Below are 23,026 nucleotides of genomic sequence, written 5' to 3'. Positions count from 1 at the left end.
TTCCGTCAGGTCCCGAAACTTCTCACCAGCGATCCAATGACCATGTACCAGCCGTCGACAAGTACGAAAAAGATGATCTTGAAAGGCAAGGCAATGATAATTGGCGGCAACATCATCATGCCCATGGACATCAGTACAGAGGCAACGACCATGTCGATAATCAGGAATGGGATGAAGATCAGAAAGCCGATTTCAAAGGCGCGCCTAAGCTCGCTTATCATGAAGGCGGGAATCAGAATGCGCAGTGGCATGGTGTCCTTAATTTCCTGATCGGAAACCTTGGCGATATCGGCGAAGAGCGTCAGGTCGCGTTCACGAACAATGCTCATCATGAATTTTTTAACCGGCAGCATGGAACGATCAAAGGCCTGGAACTCGTCAATTTCCTCGTTAATCAAGGGTGCGATGCCGGTGTCATAGGACTCCTGGAAAACCGGCATCATGATGAACATGGTGACGAACAGGGCTAGCGAAATCAGAACCTGATTGGGCGGCGTCTGCTGTGTGCCCAAGGCCGTTCGCAAAAATGACAGCACGATGACGATGCGGGTAAATGACGTCACCATCACCAGCAGCGACGGGGCCAGCGACAGGACCGTGATCAGGGCGATTAACTGGACGATGGTGCTGGTTGTCGAACCGCCCTGGCCAAGATCCAGTGACAATGCCTGGGCGGCGGCGCTTTCAGGAAAAGCCACCCAGATGATGCCAAGGGTCGCGGCCGTCACGGTCGATAAAACAAGATACTTGCGGCGGCTCATGGTTTTTTCTCCACCCCGGCATCTTCGGAAGACACTGTATCCACTGGTTTCAGCGCCTTTGGCAGGGGCGGCCCTTGAGGTTCCGGTGGTGTCTGGGTTGCCTTGGCGGCTTCATGGAGCGCCTTGGAGAAGGCGTTTTGCGGTGGCGTGATGGCATTCTCGATCAGCAGTTCGCTGGTCGGGCTTAACATCAACAGGTGTTCGGTATCGTCGCGACGAATCAACACCAGGCGGCGTTTACCATCGACATTCAGGGTTTCAACAATACCCAAACGGCGATTGGCTGAATTTCTTGCCGTCGTTGGCAAACCGAAGCCGAAGCGCCGGGCGGCAACGGTGGCAAGGCCGATTAGCGACAGCACGAAGATAAAGGCGAGAACGAATTTCATGTAATCTGCGAGGTTAAAATCAAGGCCGTCCATGGGTTTTAACTTTCTTCATTATCCAGGCCATATGCGTCAATGGCGCGTTTGATGCTGGCTTCCAATGATTGTCCGCCAGCCTCTTCGTGGTGGCTGGTCATTTCCTGATCAAGCTGGCTTAAGTCTTCGACAATGGCTTGCAGGGCTGTGCTAACCGCGTCCGGATTGTCCAGTCGGGCGCTTTGGGCCCCCTTGCACAGGCTGCTGATTTTGCCTTCCAGGTTCGATAAATCTACGGTTTTTCCTTCACCCATCAAATGGCGAGCGGCGGCGATCAGCGAGGAGATTTTCTCCGCTTGCAATAAAATGTCCTCACCGCTCTGGCTGTTCATGGTGTTTCTCCCGGGGTGTCGGGGTCATCGGAGGGCTCTTCTTCGTTTATGAAGTCAGGCATGTTGCCGTTGGCCCGGTAGACGTAAGAAAGGATTTCAGCGACGGCGGCGAAGGCCTCGAGCGGGATTTCACTGTCAACATCAATGGCGCTGAGCATTTCGGCCAAATCGGCATCTTCGCGAACCTTGACGCCCTGGGCGAAAGCAATTTGCAGTATTTGTTCGGCGATGGCGCCGCGCCCGCCGGCAACAACCTTGGGGGCGAATTCTGAATCCGGATCATATTCAAGGGCGACGGCGACTGCGTCGGTGCGCTTTTCACCCTTGTTTGCTCCGTCACCTGAGCCGTTTTCATCATTTGCCAAAATGTTCAAACCACATGCCCAAAACCCCGTATTCCCAACTGTGATCCTGGGCCAACATGCTTAAGAAATATTTAAGGCTGCGGGGTCGCGAAAAGGACCATCTGCCGAAATCTATGAGTCTTTACAGACGTTTACTCAATCTTAAACGTTGGAGTCCGATACTGATGATCTTAATGGGTATCTGTCATGTGCTTTGGGAGCACCTGACGTTGGGAATACAGACGTTTGGTTGAATAATGGAAATAGGCAAACTCACGCTTTTTAGCATCGTCAAGAACCGGCTGTCCTGGCTGAGCCAGCGACAGGAAGTTCTGGCGCAGAATATCGCCAATTCCGATACGCCAAGATACAAGGCCAGTGATCTTAAGGCTTATAACTTTAAGGAACTGGTGCGTAATGAGGCGTCTCAATTGAATCTTGAGGCCAACGGGCCGGGGCATATCCAGGGCAACCGCCGTCGTATCCGCGATTTTTCATCACAAGTCGAGCGTAATCCCTTTGAAACCGCACCCAATGGTAACGCCGTGATTCTCGAAGAACAAATGGCCAAGCTCAATGAAACGCAAATCAGTCATAGCTTGACGACACAACTCTACAAGAAACACCTGGACATGATCAGGATGGCCATCGGCAACAAGTAAGGCCGACAGACCGAAATTTAGGGAAAGCATGAGATAACATGGATGATCTTATGAAAACGATGCGGATTTCTTCCGCCGGAATGCGCGCCCAGGGCTCACGCTTGCGTGTTATTTCAGAAAATATCGCCAATGCATCCTCCTTGCCCCAGTCGCCGGGTGATCTTCCTTATCGGCGCAAGGTTATTACCTTCAAGAATACGCTGGATCGCGCCATCGGCCTTGATACGGTCAAGGTTGCCAAGGTGATCGAGGATAAATCCGAATTTACCAAATCCTTCAACCCTAACCACCCGGCCGCTGACGCTGATGGTTATGTGCAAACGCCGAATGTCAACACGATGATGGAAATGATGGACATGCGCGAGGCGCAGCGCTCTTACGAGGCTAATTTGAGTGTCATCAAGTCGTCAAAAGCGATGTTGTCGAGCACCATCAATATTCTGAGCCGTTAATAAGATTGAGATTACAGGAGCAATAACATGGCCATAGCACCTCTTTCTAATGCAGCCAATGTAGCATCGGCTTATGCCAAGGCGACTCAGGGCGGTGGGCAAGGTTTAAGCGCCCGTGATACGGAAGCAAGCCCGTTTGCCGATATGGTCAAGGGCGCCCTGCAGCAGGCCATCAATGTGCAAAAGACCAGTGAGACGGTTTCCATGGCCGCGATTACGGACAAGGCCGATATGAATCAGGTGGTCACCGCCGTTGCCGAAGCTGAGGCGACCTTGCACGCGGTAACCTCGATCCGTGATAAAATCATTGATGCCTACAGAGAAATCCTCCGTATGCCGGTATAGGGTGACGTTATGGATGAGGTCGCAGTTCTTGAAGTCGGGCGACAGGCCCTTTTCGTGATTCTCAAAACATCCGGGCCGATCATGTTGGCTGGACTGGGGATCGGCCTGATCATTGCTTTATTTCAGGCCCTGACGACGATTCAGGAAATGACCCTGACGTTCGTTCCTAAAATCCTGGTTATTTTTATGGCTGTTGTTGTTTTCCTGCCTTTCATGATGACAACGATTATTGAATTCACCAATGGTCTGTTCGACAGAATTTCTAACCTGGGGTAGCGATCTGGATGCTGTCAGACCTGATCCAGATTAACCTGTTTGCTTTTTTCCTGCTGTTCGCCCGGATCGGCACAGTGTTTATGTTGATGCCGGGAATTGGCACGGCCTACGTTCCGGTTAAAGTGCGCCTGACCATTGCCCTGGCGATCTGTTTTATTATTACGCCGCTGCTGGTCGGGGGTCTGCCAGTGGCGCCAGGATCACAAATAGACATGATGCTGTTGCTGTTAAGTGAGGTTACTGTTGGCCTATTTATCGGTCTGGTGGCGCGTATCACCGTTGGCGCCCTGCAAACCACCGGCACCTTGATTGCCCTGTTTTCCTCGCTGGCTAACGCCCTGATCCGCGACCCCATTGCCGAACAGCAAAGTTCACTGATCGCGACATTCTTAAGTATGCTGGGCATGGTCTTGATTATTGTCACTGATTTGCATCACCTGATGATCCGTGGGGTTATCGAAAGCTATAGCCTTTTCGTGCCCGGTCAGTCGCTGTCGTTTGGTGATTTTTCGGAAATGCTGGCGCGGCGTTTCGCCGACAGTTTCAAACTTGGCGTACAGTTATCCTCGCCGTTCTTGCTGACGGCGCTGGTCTACTATGTCGGCCTGGGTATTCTTGGTCGATTGATGCCTGCTTTGCCGGTGTTTATTGTCGTGATGCCACTTCAAATTGCCGGTCAGCTGTCTTTTCTGATGGTATCTTTGTCGGCGATGATGATGTATTTTTTGTCCCAATTCGAGGACGCTATTATCGTATTCCTGGAGCCTTGATACATGGCTGATGAAGACGACGCCCAAAAAACAGAAGACCCGACTGACAAGCGAAAAGAAAAATCGCGCAGTGATGGTCAGGTCGCTTCATCCCAGGAAATCAAAAGCTGGATGTCTCTGCTTGGCGGTGCTTTCGGCCTGTTGATTCTTGCCCCTGGCATAGCAACTGACATTCGCATGATCGGAGCCAAATTCATTTTTGCGCCGGAAGCGGTTCCGCTTGACCGGGAGCATTTTCAACTCCTGTTTTTTCAGGTTTTTATTGATATATCAATGGCCATTGGGCCGTTCCTGATGCTCTTGGTTTTGCTTGCTTTTGTCGCAAACGTTGCCCAGACAGGCTTCATCTGGGCGCCAAAAAAAATTGCTCCCGATGTTAGCAAGATAAGTCTCCTGAAGGGGGCGAAGCGGATGTTTTCGCTACGCTCTGTCAATGAATTCGCCAAAGGCATACTCAAACTGACCCTGGTCACGGTTGTCGGCCTCACGGTGGCCGGGCCGTTTATGACCGATATGTCGTTGTTCCTGGAGCGCCCCCTGAGCGCCATGCTGGATCGCTTGCTGACAATTTCCGTGTGGTTCACGCTGGCTTCTGTTGGTGTCATGGCGGTTATCGCCAGCCTCGATTTTGCTTATCAGAAATACAGCCAGAAAAAAGAAATGATGATGAGCAAGCAGGAGGTCAAGGACGAGAGCAAGCAATCAGAAGGCGACCCGCAGGTGAAAGCCCGCATTCGCCAAATCCGCATGGAACGTGCCCAGCAGAGGATGATGGCTTCAGTGCCTGACGCCGATGTTGTGATCACCAACCCGACCCATTACGCAATTGCCCTGAAATACAAGATGGCCGATATGACCGCCCCGGTGTTGGTTGCCAAGGGCGTCGACACCCTGGCGATGAAGATTCGCGAAGTCGCCGATGAAAATGATATCCCGATTGTCGAAAATCCACCGCTTGCGCGTGCCCTGTATGCCTCTGTCGAGCTGGATGAAGAAGTCCCGGAGGAACATTATATGGCGGTCGCCGAAGTGATCGGCTATGTCATGCGTATGCGTGGCGACTTGCCGCCGCAGCAGGTAATAGAGCCGGGGCCACAGTGAAAAATGAGCCGTTAACACAGGATGTCGTGAGCAGAGCGGGTCTGGCTTTTGGATTGCCTCATCAAATTATTTACGGCATCGGGTTTTGCCTGCTTGGCGTCATTATTGTCATTGGCGCGCTGAATACGAGCGGTGTATTCCTGACAATCATGACGGCCCTTGCCGGGGCGGCATTTGCAGCCGCCCTGTGGTTGTTTTATCAAGTGCTTCGCGAAACCTCGATAGAGAACGTTGTCGCCGCCGCCATCGATAACAGCGCGGAGGCTGTCTTTGTGACCGCCTTGCCTGTTGATGGCGAAACCCCGCTGGTCTATGCCAACCCGGCCTTCTCTTCACTGTTCCCGACCCGGATTGATCATTTGGGTACTCTGGCGCAATTGCTGGAAGGCGGTGAGAGCGCGCTTGATGAATTTGCCCGCTTGCGAGCCACGGCCAATGCCGGTGGGACTGGCCATTGCGAACTGTCGATCAAAGGCGCTTCAGGGGCACTTGAATGGCGCAGGATATCGGCCCAGCCTTTTCATATACCGGGAGCCCGCCATGGGCATGTCCTGTGGCGCAGCCGGGACATTACGGCGCGCCGTGAAATGGACGCGGCACGGGCGCGGGAAGGGGAAACATTCGCCGATTTTCTTGATAATCTTCCAGCCGCCTTTTTCTCGGCCGATGGCGATGGCAATATTCTTTACGCCAACAACAAATTTGTTGAGTGGTTAGGTGTTACAGCCGAAGATCTGCGTGCCCAAAATTTGCGCTTTTCAGATTTCGTTGTCGCCGGAAGTGCGGACGCCGCTCCCGGCTCGTCCGAATCAGGGGTCAGCGGCGATGTGACCCTGCGCGGACCCAGCGGCAGCCTGTTCAAGGCTTGCCTGGTACAGTCCGAACAGCTCGACGAAAATGGCGACATGATCTACAGCCGTTCGGTGTTGCTCAGGGATTTGACCTGGCGTGGCGAGACCGGGGTACAGGGCTTGCCGATGTCCTCCTCGGCGGTCGGGAATTCCCATAAATTGCGCTGGTTGTTCGACGAGGCGCCGGTTGGCATCGTGCTACTCGACCTGCAGGGTAATGTGACGGAATCCAACCGCGCCTTCCTGAAATTGCGCGGCATTCATCAGGACTCGGTTATTGGCAGGCCGTTTTCCGAGCAAATCAGCAAGGAAGACCGTGGCGACGTGGCCGCCCAACTGTCGAAAGTGGTGATGGGAATCATGCCGGCCTCCCACCTCGAGGTTCGGATGCCGGCCATGGGCGAGCGCGAACTGATTGCCTCCCTTTACGCCAGCCGTCTTGAAGATGATTCAGGCGAAGTTTCGGGACTTGTTTTGCACTTTATCGACACCACAGAACACAAGAACCTGGAAGTACAGTTTGCCCAGTCCCAGAAAATGCAGGCGGTCGGTCAGTTGGCCGGGGGTGTGGCTCATGATTTCAACAATCTGTTGACCGCAATGATCGGTTTTTCCGACTTGTTGTTGATGCGTCACGGACCCGATGATCCGTCCTTTTCCGATATTCAGCAAATCAAGCAGAACGCCAACAGGGCGACAAATCTTGTTCGCCAGTTGCTGGCTTTTTCACGTCAGCAGGAGTTGGAGCCGGTGATCCTGAATGTCACCGAAGCGCTGTCGGACCTGTCCAATTTGCTGGGCCGCCTGATCGGCGAAAATATGGAACTGCAAATGAACCACGAGCGCGATTTGTGGTTGCTTAAAGTGGATCGTGGGCAATTTGATCAGGTCATTATCAACCTGACAGTTAACGCTCGCGACGCCATGCCCGGTGGCGGTGCGGTCTCAATTCGCACCGCCAATGTCAGTGTCAGCGAAGCCACCCAGCGCGGTCACGAGGTTATGCGGGCGGATGATTATGTCCTGGTCGAGGTCTCTGACAGTGGCGTCGGCATCGCCAAGGAAGACCTGTCACGTATTTTCGAGCCGTTCTTCTCGACCAAGGAAGTCGGTGCCGGTACGGGCCTGGGCCTGTCGACCGTCTACGGCATTATTCATCAAACCGGCGGCTATATTTTCGTCGACAGCGCGCCGGGCGAAGGCACCACGTTCAGCATCTATCTGCCGCGCTTCATGGCCGACGAGGAAACGGCGGCAGAACTTGCGAGCGCCCCCGCCGCCATTCACGCCGATGGGGAGAGCGAAGGCGACCTGACCGGCGAGGGCACGGTGCTTTTGGTCGAAGACGACGACGCGGTCCGTATGTTTGGCGCCCGTGCCCTTCGCAACAAGGGCTACCATGTTCTTGAGGCGGGTGACGGCGAGGAAGCACTGGACGTTATCAACAACGGCGCCAACCACAACATTGATCTGATCATTTCCGATGTGGTCATGCCTGGCATGGACGGTCACACCCTGGTCCAGTTGATCCGCCACGAAATGCCGACCATCAAGATCATCCTGATGTCGGGTTATTCAGAAGAGGTCTTCGCCGAAGACGTTGAACGCGACACCAGCATCGAATTCCTGGCCAAACCGTTCAGCCTGAAAGACCTGGCCGGCAAGGTTAAGGATGTGATGGGCGGGTAGGGTTTTTCAAACACTGGCCGCAGCCTCGCCCAAAGCCTCGTCAAATCGCCCCAGAAACTCATCTATCACCGCCTCGTCGTGGGCGATGGACAGGTAGAGCTTGGTGCCCATGGGGTTCAGGAACACGGCTTTTCTGAACAGCGCCAGCATGGTCGCCCGGGCCAGTTTCTTGTCGCCCTTGAAGGTGCCCCGGTAGTTGATAGCCGGGGCGTCCGTGAACACCACCTGTGCCAGTGGCCCGTCGCCGATGATCTGGCCGATGATTTGTCGCTTCTCAAGAATATCAGCCATGCCGCTTCGTAAGGTCCGCCCCAGCTGATGCAGGCGCTCGTATGTTCCTGGTTGCCTGTAGACCGACAAGGCAGCCAGGGCGGCGGCGCACGAGACGGGATTTCCGCCCAGTGTCGAGGCCATCCACACATAGTCATTACCGCCGATGCGCTGCTCGTTGACCATCTCCATGACCTCCGCCCGACCGCCAAAAGCGCCAATCGGATAGCCGCCACCCATCGCCTTGCCGTAGGCGATCAGGTCCGGGATGACGCCGTAATATTCCTGGGCGCCGCCGTAGGCGAGCCTGAAACCTGTCACCACTTCATCAAAAATCAACAGGATGTCGTTATCCGTACAAAGGGCTCGCACGCCTTCAAGGAAATCCTCCAGTGGTGGTGTGCAACGTTGCAGGGGTTCCATGATGACGGCGGCGATGTCGGCCTTGTGCTCTTCGATAATGGCGCGCGTCGTTTCCAGATCGTTGTAAGGGGCGACAAGCAACAGGTCGGCAACGTGCGGGGTGCCGGCGCTGGTCAGTTCCGGGGTCGGAAAATCGAGCATTTTGTTAGGGAACAGGCTGGTCACACCGGTCTCGTTGGCGCCGTGGTAGGCTCCCTCGAACTTCAGGATTTTGCGCCTGCCCGTATAGCCGCGTGCAACCCGTTGGCAGTACATGGTGGCTTCCGTGCCCGAAGCGCAAAAGCGTAAGCGTTCGGCGGCAGGACTAACGGACTGAATTTCCTCGGCCAACTCCATGACCTGTGCGTTGAGAAAGGCGAAGTTGGAACCCAGCGGTGCTTGTCGGGTGACTGCTTCTACGACCTCTGGCCGGGCGTGACCAACCAGACAGGAGCCCCAGGCCATGGAAAAATCCAGATACTCGCGGCCCGACGTGTCCCACAAATGACACCCCTGACCACGCTCCATGGCGACGATATCAGCCGCCTCAAGACCATACTCGCCATTGGAAATACCGCCGGTAAAAGCCGCCAGTGCGCGCTTGGGGGTGTTGCTCATGGAAGAATCCTGCCTGAAATGTGTACGCAGTTACACCATATGCATAAAGACCCCGCCGGAATACCGGGAAACTGCGCGCGAGTCGCCTCTCCTGGCATTTTAATGCTTAAAACAATATCCCATTGATGGACTCATGTTATTGCAGAACTAAAAAAGAACATGAACGAAATAATACTTTATTTTCAATGCATTATAAAAAGTGCTTGCGCATGAGAACAAAACGGGTACGCTGAGCATCAATTGCATCGTTGGTAACCCTGTGGAATAAGAGAGTAAGAGCAATGGCAAATCCGGAACTGAAGATCGTTGAGAAGGATAATATGAATAAGGACAAGGCGCTTGACGCCGCCCTCGGCCAGATCGAGCGGGCTTTCGGCAAGGGCTCGGTCATGCGTCTGGGCCAACGTGAAACGGTTGAGACGGAAGTGATCTCTTCGGGTTCCATCAGCCTGGATATCGCTCTTGGCATTGGCGGCTTGCCGCGCGGGCGGGTGATCGAGGTTTATGGCCCCGAAAGCTCCGGCAAGACGACCCTGGCCCTGCATGCCGTTGCCGAGGCCCAGAAAGTCGGCGGCACCTGCGCCTTTATCGATGCCGAACATGCTCTCGACCCGGTATACGCCAAGAAACTGGGCGTCAATATTGATGAGCTGCTGATCTCGCAGCCTGACGGCGGTGAACAGGCCCTGGAAATCACTGATACGCTGGTTCGCTCCGGCGCTGTTGATGTGCTGGTTATCGATTCGGTCGCCGCCCTGGTCCCCCGGGCCGAACTGGAAGGCGAGATGGGCGACCATCATGTCGGCCTGCAGGCGCGGCTAATGAGCCAAGCCTTGCGCAAGCTGACAGGTTCGGTCGCCAAGTCCAACACCATGGTTATCTTCATCAACCAGATCCGCATGAAGATTGGCGTCATGTTCGGCAACCCGGAAACCACCACCGGTGGCAACGCGCTGAAGTTTTATTCATCCATCCGCATGGAAATCCGCCGTATCGGCGCCATCAAGGACCGTGACGAGGTGGTCGGCAACCAGACCCGCATCAAGGTCGTCAAAAACAAGCTGGCGCCGCCTTTCAAGATGATCGAATTCGACATCATGTACGGCGAAGGTTTCTCGAAAACCGGCGAGCTCATCGACCTTGGCGTCAAGGCCGGGATTATCGAAAAATCCGGCTCCTGGTTCTCTTACGGATCGGAGCGTATCGGTCAGGGCCGCGAAAACGCCAAGACCTATATGAAAGAGCACCCGGAAGCCGCGAACGCCATTGAAGAGGCGATCCGCCGGGAATCGGGCCTGATTTCCGAAGCCATGCTGGAAGACCCCGGCAACAACACCGATGATGAGGATGACGCGGACGGCCCCACCGACATCCTGCCAGAAGCTGGCGAGTAGGGCGCTAAAGGCTCCCGGTGACGCCTACGTTACCGAGGGGACCGGTGCCCCCAGACCACTGGTCCCCAAACAAAGAACGCGGTCTTCAAATACGAAGGCCGCGTTTTTTTGTGACAGGGCCACATCTAAGCTTTAAAAACGTTTCGTTTCTTGCCCTTCCAGCCTAGATTGTCACTCATGAAAACCGTAAACGATATTCGCAAGGCGTTTCTCGACTACTTTGTTGCTAACGGCCATACCGCCGTTGCTTCAAGCCCGCTTGTGCCCATGAACGATCCGACGCTGATGTTCACTAACGCCGGTATGGTCCAGTTCAAGAACGTCTTCACCGGGGCGGAGCCGCGCGACTATAACCGCGCCGTGACTTCGCAAAAGTGCGTGCGTGCCGGAGGCAAGCATAATGATCTTGAAAATGTCGGCTACACGGCCCGCCATCACACCTTCTTTGAGATGCTGGGTAACTTCTCGTTCGGTGATTACTTCAAGGACGTGGCCATCGAACTTGCCTGGAATTTGGTAACCAAGGAATTCGGCCTGGCCGAAGACAAGCTGCTGGTCACCGTCTATGCAGAGGACGATCAGGCTTTTGATTTGTGGAAAAAAATCGCCGGCCTTCCCGAGGACCGCATTATCCGTATTGCGACCTCTGATAACTTCTGGGCCATGGGCGATACCGGCCCGTGCGGCCCGTGTTCTGAAATCTTCTTCGATCACGGCGATCATATTCCCGGTGGACCGCCCGGCAGCCCCGATGAAGACGGCGACCGGTTTATCGAAATCTGGAATCTGGTGTTCATGCAGTTCGAACAGCAGACCCTTGAAACCCGCGTTGAGCTTCCCAAACCGTCGATCGATACAGGCATGGGGCTCGAGCGCATCGCGGCGGTCATGCAGGGCACCCACGATAACTACGAAACCGACATGATGCAGGCCCTGATCCATGCCTCTGCCGAGGCCTCGTCAACGGATGCAAACGGCGAGCACAAGGTTTCCCACCGGGTCATCGCCGATCATCTGCGCGCCACCTCGTTCCTTATTGCCGACGGCGTCTTGCCGTCCAACGAGGGCAGGGGTTACGTCTTGCGCCGGATCATGCGCCGCGCCATGCGCCATGCCCACATGATCGGGACCACGGATCCCATGGTCTACAAACTGGTGCCAGCCCTGATTACCCAGATGGGGCAAGCATTTCCCGAATTGATCCGGGCCGAGGCACTGATCGGAGAAACCCTGAAACTTGAGGAAACCCGTTTCAAAACGACCCTTGATCGCGGCCTTAAACTTCTTGATGAGGCGACGGCTGACCTTGGTCAGGGTGGCGAGCTTGCCGGTGAGACCGCCTTCAAGTTGTATGATACTTATGGCTTTCCGCTGGATTTAACCCAGGACGCCCTGCGCAACCGGGGTATGAGCGTCGAGGTTGATGGCTTTAACGCGGCCATGGAACGCCAGCGCGCCGAAGCCCGCGCCGCCTGGGCAGGCTCCGGTGACGCGGCAACCGAACAGGTTTGGTTTGAAATCCGCGAAGAATTGGGGGCGACAGAATTCCTTGGCTACGGATGCGAAAGCGCCGAGGGCCGAATTCTTGCTCTTGTCGTTGATGGCCAGCGGGTCGAAGAAGCTCCGGAAGGTGCAAATGCTGCCATCATCGTTAATCAGACGCCGTTCTATGGAGAGTCCGGAGGCCAGATGGGCGACAGTGGTGAACTCAGGTGCGGCGATATCGTCATGGCTGTCACGACCACCCATAAAAAACTCGGCGATTTGCATGTTCATGAGGGCACTCTCAGCGGCGGCGCCTTGAAAGTCGGTGACGAGGTCATCCTGAATGTCGATCACCAGCGCCGCAGTGCCTTACGGGCCAATCATTCGGCGACCCACCTGTTGCATGAGGCATTGCGCCGCAAGCTGGGGGATCATGTCACCCAGAAAGGATCACTGGTCGCACCTGAGCGATTCCGCTTCGACGTCAGCCATCCCAAGGCCATCTCCACGGATGAACTTTCCTTCGTTGAGGCCGAGGTTAATGGACAAATTCGCGCCAACACTGCCGTCTCAACCTTGCTTATGACCCCTGACGAGGCCATCGAGGCCGGGGCCATGGCCCTGTTCGGAGAAAAATACGGCGAGGAAGTCCGCGTTGTTTCCATGGGTGAGGGGGAAGGCGAGACGGCATACTCAACCGAATTGTGCGGTGGTACCCATGTCAAACGGACCGGCGACATCGGCTTGCTTAAAGTGCTCGGGGAGGGAGCTGTCGCCGCCGGGGTCAGGCGTATCGAGGCACTGACCGGCGAAGCGGCGCTGGCCTACCTTGAAGGCCAGGACGCGGCCTTGCTTGAAGTGGCGTCAATTTTAAAAACACCGACCGCCGAGGTGCCGGGCCGGGTTGCCGGGTTAATGGACGAGCGCAAGAAATTGGAACGGGAAGTTGCCGATCTGCGCAAGAAACTGGCCGCCGGTGGTGGTGGTGGCGCATCCCCAGTAGAAACCAAAGACGTCGGCGGCGTGACCTTCGCTCCGCGCCTTCTTGATGACATGCCGGCCAAGGACCTGAAGGGACTTGCTGACGATATCAAGGGTCAGATTGGCTCAGGCGTCGTCGCTCTGGTCTCGGTCAGCGAAGGCAAGGTGTCACTTGTTGTTGGTGTTACGGCTGATCTAACTAAGAAATTCAGCGCCGTTGATCTTGTCCGCGCAGGCTCTCAGGCCGTAGGCGGCAAGGGTGGTGGCGGCAGACCCGACATGGCCCAGGCTGGCGGGCCGGATGCTGAGCAGGTGCAAGCGGCGCTGGATGCCATCGAAGCGGAGCTTGCGGGTTAAACATCAAAATATTTCCCCGGCGTTTTGCCCAGCGCTTTTTTGAACATGGCGATGAAGGCGCTCTGGCTTTCGTATCCTAAATCCATGGCGACGTTGGTAACTGGCATCCCCGCCGCCAGTCGGGTCAGGGCTTCCAGAAGGCGGACTTGCTGCCGCCACTGGCGAAAGCTCATGCCGGTTTCTTTCTGGAACAATCGCGTCAAAGTGCGGGTACTGGTTCCCAGTTCTTCGGCCCAGCTTTCCAGGGGACGGACGTCAGCGGGGTTCTCCGACAGACTGCGGTAAATCGGCAACAGGTGCGGATGATCCGTGCCGGGCAAATGCAGGGGTGTTTCGGGCAGGGCTTTGATCTGATCCAGCAACACGGCCATGAAGCGACCATCGGCGCCGTTTTCGTCATACAGTGTCGGCATTTCGACGGCTCGCAGGATCATTTCACGCAGCAACGGTGAAACGGTGACGACACAGCAGTCTGTGGGCAGGGATCTGATGATGGAGGAGTGGAAATAAAGGCTGCGCACCGTAACCATGCCCTGGGCGCTGACCTCATGGTCGATAAGCGGCGGTATCCATACAGCCCTGAGCGGAGGCACAATCCAGATTCCAACCGATGTCTCGACGATCAGGACGCCTTTTGAGCCGTACAACAACTGTGCGCGTGCATGATGGTGACGTTCAATGGAATGACCGTTAAGGATTTCACTTTTTCTGAAAGCAATGGGGCGGGGGACGGCATCGGTCTCTCTGTCATCGATCGGGTTACGCCGACCCGTCGGGGAACTTTGAAAACCGAAAACCGCAGGCATGTCCGAAACTCGTTATTAATTGTCCAGATGCCCCGTATACGACATTTCTTTGTCTGGGTAAAGTAGCCGGGTATTTGGGGAGTGTTAATTCCCTGATCTCATCCAAAGGAAGCGTTATGGATATTCAACGTTATTTTCGTGGTAACTGGCGCTCACCAGAAGCCTTCTTGATCCTGATGGCGGTTGCCATGCCGCTATCATTTTCGACGTGGATGGCGCTGATTAATAACTTCGCCATCGAGCGGGCCGCCTTTACCGGTGTTGAAATCGGTATCCTGCAAAGCCTACGCGAAATTCCGGGCTTCCTGGCTTTTGCCGTTGTCTTCTTACTGCTTTTAATGCGTGAACAGACATTGGGCCTAGTCTCGCTGCTGCTGCTTGGTATCGGCACGGCGATCACCGGCGCGCTGCCTTCGGTGGTCGGGCTGTATGCAACAACAGTGTTGATGTCCCTTGGGTTTCATTATTACGAAACCGTTCGCCAGTCGCTGGTCTTGCAGTGGATCAGCAAGGAAGAAGCACCGCACTTCATGGGTCAGCTGATCGCGGTTGGATCGTTTTCGGGCCTGATATCCTTCGCCTTGATCTGGTTTGGCATCGACAAGGGCGGCCTGGACATGGTTTGGGTTTACGTGATCGCTGGCGGATCGACAATGGCCATTACCTTGTTCTGCTGGGTCACCTTTCCGCGTTTCCCTGAAAAGGTGGAGCAGCACAAGAAGTTGTTTATGCGCGGGCGCTACTGGCTGTATTACCTGATTACCTTCATGGCCGGGGCTCGCAGGCAGATTTTCGTTGTCTTCGCGGGCTTCCTGATGGTCGAAAAATTTGGCTTTAGCGTCACCTCCATTACCCTGATGTTTCTGGTCAATGGTGGTCTGAACATGTACGTGGCGCCAAAGATCGGCAAGCTGATCGCCCATTGGGGCGAACGCCGGGCGCTGACTTTTGAATACGTCGGTCTGGTCGGTGTCTTTGTCACCTATGCCTTCGTTGATACGGCCTGGATTGCCGTTATCCTTTACATTATCGATCACATGTTCTTTTCCATGGCCATTGCCATCAAGACCTATTTCCAGAAGATCGCCGACCCGGCGGACATGGCATCGCAAGCCGGTGTGGCTTTTTCCATTAATCACATTGCCGCCGTTGTCATTCCGGCAGCTTTCGGCTTTTTGTGGCTGATTTCACCGTCATATGTATTCCTGGCCGGGGCCGCGATGTCAGTGCTGTCGCTGATTCTGGTTCGTCTTATCCCCGAAAATCCAAGCCATGAAAACGTCGCCCTGATCGGTCCTTACCGGCTATCTGTCAACGCTGCGCAATAAAGCAACCTTGCCCAGAAGGCTTCCGCCGCATAGGCTTGCACAAAAGGTGATTTGGCAGGGGGAATAATGGACGCCCTTTTTGAAGCGTTTCCAGTGCTCGCAGATATTCAGAAACTGGCCGAGCAGTTATTGGCCTGGCTGGGCAGTAACGTCTTTGTTCTGGCCCCGTTGCTGCAACTGATCACCATCGGTTTGATCTTTCTGGTGGTGCGCTTCTTAAGCCCGCGTGTCGAGTCGCTGCTTGATCATCTCAAGGCACCCGCCGGTTACGAGAAGATATACCAGAACGTAATCCGCGCCATCAAGCCGCTGACCCTTCCCGTCCTGTGGATTATCCTGCAATGGTTTTCGGTGTTTGCGGCCAGGAACGCCGGTTGGCCATCACACCTGCTTGAAAGCGCCGTCAGCCTGCTGACCGCATGGATCATTATTCGTTTGGCGTCATCGCTGGTTGCTGATCCGGGCTGGTCGAAGGCGATTGCCATATCGGCATGGTCGCTGGCCGCCCTTGATATCGTCGGTATGCTCGACCCGACGCTGGTCATTCTCGATAACATGGCCATCAACTTTGGCGCCACCCGTGTTTCGGTGCTTGGTGTCGGCAAGGCGTTGGTTGCACTGGCCGTGCTGTTCTGGCTGGCCGGGTTTCTGTCATCGCTTGTTGAACGCCGAATCAACAAGATGGCGGGGCTGACACCTTCGGTACAGGTGTTGTTTGGCAAACTTCTCAAGATAACCTTGTACGTCATAGCCTTCGTCCTGGCCATGAACACGGTCGGTATCGATTTGACCGCCTTTGCCGTGTTCTCAGGCGCTGTCGGTCTGGGTATCGGTTTTGGTTTGCAGAAGGTTGTCTCCAACCTGATCAGCGGTGTTATTTTGCTGCTCGAAAAATCCGTCAAACCCGGTGACGTTATCGCTATTGGCGAGACCTATGGCTGGATCAATTCCCTAAGCGCCCGGTATGTTTCGGTGATTACCCGCGACGGCACCGAACATTTGATCCCAAACGAGGATTTGATTTCACAGCGGGTCGAAAACTGGTCCTACTCAAACCAGTTAATCCGTCAACGAGTGCCGATCGGTATTTCCTATTCTTCAGATGTCAGGAAAGCCATGGAACTGACTGTTGAGGCGTCAATTGGTCAGGCACGGGTGCTCGAAAACCCGGCCCCGGTTTGTCACCTTAAAGGTTTCGGCGATAATTCCGTTGATCTTGAGTTGCGTTATTGGTTGCGTGATCCCCGCAATGGCCTGTCCAATGTGAGAAATGAAATTCTGCTCGGGATTTGGGATTTGTTCAATGAAAACGGCATCGAATTTCCGTTCCCGCAACGCGAGATTCATTTCAATAAAACAATACCGGTTAAAATCGAGACCGAAGAGGGTTAGTCCTTGGCGTCGGCTGCGACCTGCATACGGATGATCTTGTCGGGGTCGGTAACCCTTCCGCTTCCCGCCTCGCCGCGTTTGATCTTGGCGACGGCGCGCATACCATCGGTGACCTTTCCCCAGACTGTATAATTATTGTCCAGGTGTTTGGCGCGGGCAAAGACAATGAAAAACTGCGAGTCGGCACTGTTAACATCACGGCTTCTGGCCATTGACAGGGTGCCGCGAACGTGGGGCTCGTCTGAGAATTCCGCATCAATTTTCTGGCCGCTGCCGTGGCTGCCTGTGCCGGTGGGATCCCCGGTCTGGGCCATGAAGCCGCCGATCACCCGGTGGAAGACGATACCGTCATAAAAACCTTCGCGAACCAGTTCCTTGATACGGGCAACGTGGTTGGGTGCCAGGTCCGGCCTAAGGGCGATTGTCACACGACCATCTTTGAGGTCCAGATAAAGGGTGTTTTCAAGAACGACGGGGGTTTCTGCATGGGTGTCTGTCATCGGGGCCATCATCAATGTCAGAAGGAATGAAAGGGCGATAGGGAATTTAAACGCAATTTGGCGGATCATGGGTGCCTCTTGAGAATATTACAGTCGTGATGATTGGGGATCAGTCGAACAGGGCGTCGATGGCGGCCTGATCAAGACCTTTGCCTTCCATTTGCGGACCGGCGAGGAGTTTCTCGTCTTCGGTCTTTTCTTTGCCTTCAACCTCGACGCCGGCCACTTCATCTTTGCCCCAAACGTCGATAAGGGCGTTAATACGTTCCTCCACATAGGTCACGGATTTGACGACCTTGCTGACGCGCTGGCCGGTGATGTCCTGGAACGAGCAGGCTTCAAGAATATCGTTGCCGTCGCCGACAATCTCATCAAGCAAAGCGATTTGCGCCGGATCGCTAACTGTTTTGCGTAACTCGTCAACGGCGGCAATGGATTTTTCCGTCGCCTCCATAATCGTATTGGTGGCTTTTTCCGTCGCCTTGACGATGGCGTCAAGCTGTTCGCCCATGCTCTCAAACTGGAAATCTTCGTCAGCAGGTCGGCTGATGGCTGCGATTTCCTCGCGCACCCTCTCAAGATAACGGAACAGGCCCGTCAGTTCGGATTTCAGTCGTATATTTTCGATTTCTTCTGACATGCTTCACTTCCGATTGGAGAAAAATCTAGCAGCGCCTCAATCATAATCATAAAAAAACGCTATGCCATAAAAAAACGCATTAATTCCATAACTTTAGGTAGATCCCCCGACTTTACCTTTCATCGCTTGCATGGCGATAAGCTGAAGTTTTTGTCGTTCATTGACGGTCAACTCGTCGAGAACCTTGGATTTCTCTTTGTGAACCGCCATGGCGCTTTCGATCAATTCCTGGCGGCTCATGGGTTGGCTATCGGCCAAACCTTCCTGAATTGGTGGATTTTCTGCCTGTACAGGATCTGAAAGCCCGGGTTTGTGGGCTTTTCGGCTTTCCTTAACGGCTTGATATTTCTCTTTGGCTTGCTTGTCCATGAAGACGGACAGCATGGCGTTGGAGATGAATTTCTTAATCATGATTACTGTTTACCGCGATTTCGGGACGATTATAACCGTCATCATTGCTATAACTGCTTCATAGTGATTTATAAAAGTTTCCAAATGATTGCTTAAACCAACTTTATAAAGCCCATAGTTATGAGCCAATCCCTCCTTCGAGACCTGTATAGCCACGCGGTGGCCGCTGCCGATCCCAAGGCCGTGTTGGCTGCCCATTTGCCGTCCCCGCCAAAAGGCCGAACCGTTGTCGTCGGCGCCGGCAAGGCTGCGGCAAGCATGGCCAGGGCGGTTGAAGAAAACTGGTCGGGTCCCATAAGCGGGCTGGTCGTCACCCGTTACGATCACAGTGTTTCATGTGATCATATTGAGGTGGTTGAAGCTGCCCACCCGGTCCCCGACGCGGCGGGGCGGGAAGCGGCGGCTCGCATTGTCAAACTTCTTGAGGAACTTGGCGCGGATGATCTGGCGTTGTGTTTGATTTCCGGCGGTGGATCGGCGCTGCTCAGTTTGCCGGGACCGGGGATCAGTCTGGAAGACAAACAGGCCCTGAACAGCCAGTTGCTGAAGTCAGGCGCACCGATTTCCGAAATGAACTGTGTCAGAAAGCATTTATCGGCGATCAAGGGTGGCAGGCTGGCCCTGGCCGCATGGCCCGCGCGTGTCCTCAGTTTGGCAATTTCCGACGTTCCGGGCGATGACCCGGCGGTGATCGCCTCCGGGCCGACAGTGGCCGATCCGACAACCCTTGCCGATGCCCGTAAAATTCTTGCCGCTTATGGTATCGAGGCCGCACCGGCTATTGCCCGGGCCCTGGACAACCCGTCATCTGAAACCCCAAAACCCGGTGATGAACGACTGGATGGTGTGGAAACGGTGTTGATCGCAACACCGCAAATGGCCCTGGAAGCCGCCGCAGCAAAAGCTCTTGATGAAGGTGTAACACCGCTCATACTGGGTGACGCCATTGAAGGTGAGGCCCGTGAAGTGGCCCAGGTGATGGCGGGAATCGCAACCCAGGTTTGTCGTCATGGTCAACCGGTGGCAAGACCGTGTGTGTTGCTTTCAGGTGGTGAGACGACGGTGACGCTCAAGGGCAAGGGCCGCGGCGGCCGCAACGCAGAGTTCTTGCTGGCCCTGGCTATCGCCCTTGACGGCCTTGCGGGTGTTTCGGCAATTGCCTGTGATACGGACGGTATTGACGGCAGCGAGGATAATGCCGGATGCATCATTGGCCCGGACACCCTGAGCCGCGCAAAGTCGCTGGGGCTGGACGCAGAGGCTTACTTGGCCGACAATGACGCCTACAGTTTCTTTAAGGCCCTTGGCGATCTGGTGATCAGCGGTCCGACGCTGACCAACGTCAATGATTTCCGGGCCATACTAATTCAATGAAACATTAACCCTAACGGGTATAAAAGTAGCCTGTATTCAGGGTTTTGACGATTTAACCGAAAGCATTTTTATGAGACGTAGACGCAACGCCAAGATTATCGCGACACTCGGCCCGGGCACGTCGGACGAGAAAAGCATTAACGATCTGTTCCTGGCCGGGGTCGACGTTTTCCGGCTCAATTTTTCCCATGGCGCCCACGAAGAGCACAAGGCCCGCTTCGATACCATTCGCGCCCTGGAAAAGAAACACGAAAGGCCGATTGGCGTCCTGCTCGATTTGCAGGGGCCGAAACTGCGCCTTGGCGTGTTCGAGGATGGCAAGGCTGTTCTGCGCGCAGGCAACCCTTTCAGGCTTGAACTGGCTGAAATCCAGGGCAACGATGTTGGCGCCTCGCTGCCGCACCCTGAAATTTTCGCTGCCCTGAAACCGGAAATGAAATTGCTTCTCGACGACGGCAAGATTGAGCTTAAGGTCCATAAATGTGGCAAGGATTTTGCTGAAACCATGGTTGTTACCGGCGGCGAAATATCCGATCGTAAAGGTGTCAATGTGCCAAGCGCCATGCTTGACTTGTCACCGATTACCGAAAAGGACCATGGAGACCTTCAATACGGACTTGAATTGGGCGTCGACTGGGTGGCGTTGTCTTTTGTTCAGCGTCCGGAGGATATTGTTGAGGCAAAAAAGCTGGTCGACGGGCGCGCTGGCGTCATGGCGAAACTGGAAAAACCATCGGCTATTGATTATCTCGATGAAATTGTCGATCTGGCCGACGCTGTGATGGTGGCCCGGGGTGACCTGGGTGTCGAATTGCCGCCAGAAGACGTTCCGGCCATTCAGAAGCAAATCCTCTATTCGTGTCGTTGCGCCGGTAAGCCCGTTGTCGTCGCCACCCAGATGCTGGAATCAATGATCCACACACCGACCCCGACCCGGGCCGAGGCATCCGACGTTGCCACCGCCATTTACGATGGTGCCGACGCTGTGATGTTGTCGGCGGAAACAGCTGTTGGTGAATATCCCATCGAGACGGTGTCGATGATGGACAGGATTATCAATCGGGTCGAAGTCGATCCGTTGTATCGCAAGATTACTGATTCCGAACGACGGGAAGCTGAAAACACGGCCAATGACGCGATTACCGCGGCGGCCCGCCAGTCGGCCCAGATTATTTCCGCAGCGGCGATTGTGACCTTCAGTTCCAGTGGTTCGACGACCTTGCGTGCTTCGCGCGAAAGGCCAACCGTTTCTATTCTGGGCCTGACGCCAAAATGGGAAACTGCCCGGCGCATGACCCTGGTGTGGGGCGTCCATTCGGTTTTGACCCCTGACCTGACCAGTTTTACCGAGATGGTCAACCTTGCCATCGAATCAGCAAAACATGAAGAATTCGCCAGCACCGGTGATTCTCTTGTGGTGACGGCGGGTGTTCCTTTTGGCACCCCGGGGGCCACCAATATTTTGCGTATCGCCAAAATCTCATAGCCCTGACAACCAGGAATACTAAATATGCTTGGTGACCTGTTTGCCATTATTGCGCCTGTTTTTATTTGCGCTGGTATCGGATTTATCTGGGCCCGCCAGGAACGCCCCTTTGACGTTGATCTTGTGACGGCGCTGATGACCAACATCGGCACACCGTGTCTGGTTTTCTTTACCCTGACGTCGGCCAAACTGGACCTGAATGCCTTTGGCTCGATGGCGGTCTATGCGGTTTTGGCGATTGCCTGTTCGGCCGTCATTGGCGGCGCGATCCTGAAAATGAGCAAATTGGACATCAGGTCTTTCTTGCCGCCGATGATGTTTTCCAACTGCGGTAACATGGGGCTGCCCTTGTGTCTGCTGGCCTTTGGCGAGGCCGGTCTGGTGCTGGCGATTGTCTTCTTTACTGTTTCCGCCATCGGCCAGTTTACCCTGGGCATGATGATCCCTTCGGGAACCCTGTCGTTTAAGGCATTGGTGCGAATACCGATCCTGTATGCGGTCTTCATTGCGGTGGTGTTCATTGTTTTGAAAATTGATCCCCCGGCCGTGATCGCCAACACCACAGAAATACTGGGTGGCATGACCATCCCGATGATGCTGATAACCCTCGGCGTGTCGTTGGCGCGGCTTCGCTTTAACGCGCTTGCACGGGCGACGGGGTTGTCGTTGTTGCGTCTGATTCTGGGTTTTGGCGTTGGTGTTGGCCTGTCAGTCGTCTTGGGGCTTGAGGGTGTGGAGCGCGGCATCCTGATCTTGCAATCCTCCATGCCCGTCGCCGTCTTTAATTACCTGTTCGCCCAGCGTTACAATCGTTCGCCCGAAGAAGTTGCGGGATTGGTCTTTATTTCAACTGCACTTTCATTTGCCAGCCTTCCTGTACTGTTGTGGTTCGTGCTTTAGGCCAAATGCTGTTCTGTGACGGATGTCACAGTGTGCAAGACGTGAATTTGCTAAAAAAGATGATCAATTTGATCGTTTTGATTTTCCATGTTAATAAGAACTCAGGTTACTTACTTGATACCTGTGGGAACGTAGAAACGTTCTTCTGTTGAGCTTAGAATAAGGGAGGCCGCGCGTGGCGCAGTCAGGTTTGTCCCAGATACACGTGGAGTCTGCCTCCAGCCAGCATGTCTTGCAGGCCGTTGATGGCGAGATGCTGACCATTCCCGGTGATGCGTGGCTGCTTAAGGCCGACTTTTCACCACAAGGCCCCGACCTTCTGCTGACCGGCCCGGACGGCGTGCAAATCCTGATCCGTGACTTTTTCAATCTCGAAAATCCACCCGATCTTCTGACCGATACAGGGGCCATGATTACGGCCGATCTGGCGATCAATCTGGCGGGTCCGGTAGCACCGGGGCAAAGCGCCTCTGCCCTGGATGGGCAACTGGCGCAGGTCGCAGAGTCCATAGGCCAGGTCGAGGCGACGGACGGAATTGTTGAAGCGATCCGTGTTGATGGCAGCAAGGTGACCCTCACCAAGGGCGACGATATTTTCCAGGGCGACACCCTGGTCACAGCCAAGGGAGCCGCCGTTGGCATTACCTTTATCGATGACACTACCTTCTCGCTGGGCG

At 54.8% G+C, this 23,026-nt stretch carries 24 protein-coding genes; 15 read left to right on the top strand and 9 right to left on the bottom strand.

What is annotated here, in order from left to right:
* Positions 1-5 precede the first annotated feature (5 nt).
* Genes fliP through HOL66_14745 form a run of 4 tightly spaced genes read right to left on the bottom strand, consistent with a single transcriptional unit; the run spans position 6 to position 1,889 of the window.
* Positions 6-761 (bottom strand): flagellar type III secretion system pore protein FliP, encoded by a 756-nt coding sequence (fliP, locus tag HOL66_14760; protein ID MBT5245496.1) that lies wholly within the window; start codon positions 759-761, stop codon positions 6-8.
* Positions 758-1,183: a FliO/MopB family protein gene (locus HOL66_14755; GenBank protein ID MBT5245495.1), complete on the bottom strand. Its 426-nt coding sequence runs from the start codon at positions 1,181-1,183 to the stop codon at positions 758-760. Before HOL66_14755 ends, fliP begins: the two co-directional genes overlap by 4 nt.
* A 5-nt stretch (positions 1,184-1,188) precedes the next feature.
* On the bottom strand, positions 1,189-1,515 hold the full coding sequence (locus HOL66_14750; protein ID MBT5245494.1) for a hypothetical protein: 327 nt from the start codon (positions 1,513-1,515) through the stop codon (positions 1,189-1,191).
* On the bottom strand, positions 1,512-1,889 hold the full coding sequence (locus HOL66_14745; GenBank protein ID MBT5245493.1) for a flagellar protein FhlB: 378 nt from the start codon (positions 1,887-1,889) through the stop codon (positions 1,512-1,514). The genes HOL66_14750 and HOL66_14745 overlap by 4 nt, the downstream gene beginning before the upstream one ends.
* 227 nt (positions 1,890-2,116) lie before the next feature.
* Here HOL66_14745 and flgB point away from each other — a divergent pair, with 227 nt between their 5' ends.
* The 7 genes from flgB to HOL66_14710 are packed head-to-tail and all read left to right on the top strand — an operon-like array spanning position 2,117 to position 8,005.
* On the top strand, positions 2,117-2,521 hold the full coding sequence (flgB, locus tag HOL66_14740) for a flagellar basal body rod protein FlgB (GenBank protein ID MBT5245492.1): 405 nt from the start codon (positions 2,117-2,119) through the stop codon (positions 2,519-2,521).
* 38 nt (positions 2,522-2,559) lie between these two features.
* The gene (flgC, locus tag HOL66_14735; GenBank protein MBT5245491.1) at positions 2,560-2,973 is read left to right on the top strand and encodes a flagellar basal body rod protein FlgC; all 414 of its coding nucleotides are present in this window, start codon (positions 2,560-2,562) and stop codon (positions 2,971-2,973) included.
* Positions 2,974-3,000: 27 nt separating this feature from the next.
* Positions 3,001-3,318, top strand: coding sequence for a flagellar hook-basal body complex protein FliE (gene fliE, locus HOL66_14730; GenBank protein ID MBT5245490.1), 318 nt, complete (start codon positions 3,001-3,003; stop codon positions 3,316-3,318).
* Positions 3,319-3,327: 9 nt separating this feature from the next.
* Positions 3,328-3,594: a flagellar biosynthesis protein FliQ gene (gene fliQ / locus HOL66_14725; protein ID MBT5245489.1), complete on the top strand. Its 267-nt coding sequence runs from the start codon at positions 3,328-3,330 to the stop codon at positions 3,592-3,594.
* Between the two features lie 8 nt (positions 3,595-3,602).
* Entirely contained in the window at positions 3,603-4,364 is a 762-nt protein-coding gene (gene fliR, locus HOL66_14720; protein MBT5245488.1) for a flagellar type III secretion system protein FliR, read from the top strand.
* A 3-nt stretch (positions 4,365-4,367) separates the two neighbouring features.
* A complete protein-coding gene (flhB, locus tag HOL66_14715; GenBank protein ID MBT5245487.1) occupies positions 4,368-5,465 on the top strand; it encodes a flagellar biosynthesis protein FlhB in 1,098 nt (365 codons plus the stop codon).
* Between the two features lie 26 nt (positions 5,466-5,491).
* Complete coding sequence (locus tag HOL66_14710) at positions 5,492-8,005, top strand: PAS domain-containing protein (GenBank protein ID MBT5245486.1); 2,514 nt, start codon at positions 5,492-5,494, stop codon at positions 8,003-8,005.
* Between the two features lie 6 nt (positions 8,006-8,011).
* Here HOL66_14710 and HOL66_14705 read toward each other — a convergent pair whose 3' ends face one another.
* Complete coding sequence (locus HOL66_14705; GenBank protein ID MBT5245485.1) at positions 8,012-9,295, bottom strand: aminotransferase class III-fold pyridoxal phosphate-dependent enzyme; 1,284 nt, start codon at positions 9,293-9,295, stop codon at positions 8,012-8,014.
* 281 nt (positions 9,296-9,576) lie between these two features.
* On the opposite strand from HOL66_14705, the gene recA reads away from it, so the two are divergent.
* Together recA and alaS are read left to right on the top strand one after the other, a co-directional pair.
* Positions 9,577-10,689: a recombinase RecA gene (gene recA, locus HOL66_14700; protein ID MBT5245484.1), complete on the top strand. Its 1,113-nt coding sequence runs from the start codon at positions 9,577-9,579 to the stop codon at positions 10,687-10,689.
* A gap of 177 nt (positions 10,690-10,866) precedes the next feature.
* Complete coding sequence (gene alaS, locus HOL66_14695; protein ID MBT5245483.1) at positions 10,867-13,512, top strand: alanine--tRNA ligase; 2,646 nt, start codon at positions 10,867-10,869, stop codon at positions 13,510-13,512.
* Here the strand turns inward: alaS and HOL66_14690 are convergent.
* On the bottom strand, positions 13,509-14,318 hold the full coding sequence (locus HOL66_14690) for a helix-turn-helix transcriptional regulator (GenBank protein MBT5245482.1): 810 nt from the start codon (positions 14,316-14,318) through the stop codon (positions 13,509-13,511). The genes alaS and HOL66_14690 overlap by 4 nt on opposite strands.
* A gap of 116 nt (positions 14,319-14,434) precedes the next feature.
* On the opposite strand from HOL66_14690, the gene HOL66_14685 reads away from it, so the two are divergent.
* Together HOL66_14685 and HOL66_14680 are read left to right on the top strand one after the other, a co-directional pair.
* Positions 14,435-15,646 carry an MFS transporter gene (locus tag HOL66_14685; protein MBT5245481.1) on the top strand — a complete coding sequence of 404 codons (1,212 nt, stop codon included), beginning with the start codon at positions 14,435-14,437 and terminating at the stop codon, positions 15,644-15,646.
* A 66-nt stretch (positions 15,647-15,712) separates the two neighbouring features.
* Complete coding sequence (locus HOL66_14680; GenBank protein MBT5245480.1) at positions 15,713-17,038, top strand: mechanosensitive ion channel; 1,326 nt, start codon at positions 15,713-15,715, stop codon at positions 17,036-17,038.
* Here the strand turns inward: HOL66_14680 and HOL66_14675 are convergent.
* The 3 genes from HOL66_14675 to HOL66_14665 all read right to left on the bottom strand — a co-directional run bounded on the left by HOL66_14675 (position 17,035) and on the right by HOL66_14665 (position 18,589).
* Positions 17,035-17,550 carry a peptidylprolyl isomerase gene (locus HOL66_14675; GenBank protein MBT5245479.1) on the bottom strand — a complete coding sequence of 172 codons (516 nt, stop codon included), beginning with the start codon at positions 17,548-17,550 and terminating at the stop codon, positions 17,035-17,037. The genes HOL66_14680 and HOL66_14675 overlap by 4 nt on opposite strands.
* A 97-nt stretch (positions 17,551-17,647) precedes the next feature.
* Positions 17,648-18,178, bottom strand: a complete 531-nt coding sequence (locus HOL66_14670; protein ID MBT5245478.1) for a hypothetical protein — start codon at positions 18,176-18,178, stop codon at positions 17,648-17,650.
* Between the two features lie 93 nt (positions 18,179-18,271).
* Positions 18,272-18,589, bottom strand: coding sequence for a hypothetical protein (locus HOL66_14665; GenBank protein ID MBT5245477.1), 318 nt, complete (start codon positions 18,587-18,589; stop codon positions 18,272-18,274).
* A gap of 120 nt (positions 18,590-18,709) precedes the next feature.
* Here HOL66_14665 and HOL66_14660 point away from each other — a divergent pair, with 120 nt between their 5' ends.
* From HOL66_14660 to HOL66_14645, 4 genes are all read left to right on the top strand, one after another.
* Entirely contained in the window at positions 18,710-19,963 is a 1,254-nt protein-coding gene (locus HOL66_14660; GenBank protein MBT5245476.1) for a glycerate kinase, read from the top strand.
* A gap of 70 nt (positions 19,964-20,033) precedes the next feature.
* A complete protein-coding gene (gene pyk / locus HOL66_14655) occupies positions 20,034-21,449 on the top strand; it encodes a pyruvate kinase (GenBank protein MBT5245475.1) in 1,416 nt (471 codons plus the stop codon).
* Positions 21,450-21,473: 24 nt separating this feature from the next.
* Entirely contained in the window at positions 21,474-22,349 is an 876-nt protein-coding gene (locus HOL66_14650) for an AEC family transporter (GenBank protein ID MBT5245474.1), read from the top strand.
* A gap of 175 nt (positions 22,350-22,524) precedes the next feature.
* The coding region (locus HOL66_14645; protein MBT5245473.1) for a hypothetical protein at positions 22,525-23,026 on the top strand (502 nt) is incomplete at its 3' end.

The sequence above is a fragment of the Rhodospirillaceae bacterium genome, from assembly GCA_018662005.1.
Taxonomy (GTDB): domain Bacteria; phylum Pseudomonadota; class Alphaproteobacteria; order Rhodospirillales; family JABHCV01; genus JACNJU01.
This window is presented reverse-complemented; position numbering and strand designations above follow the sequence as displayed.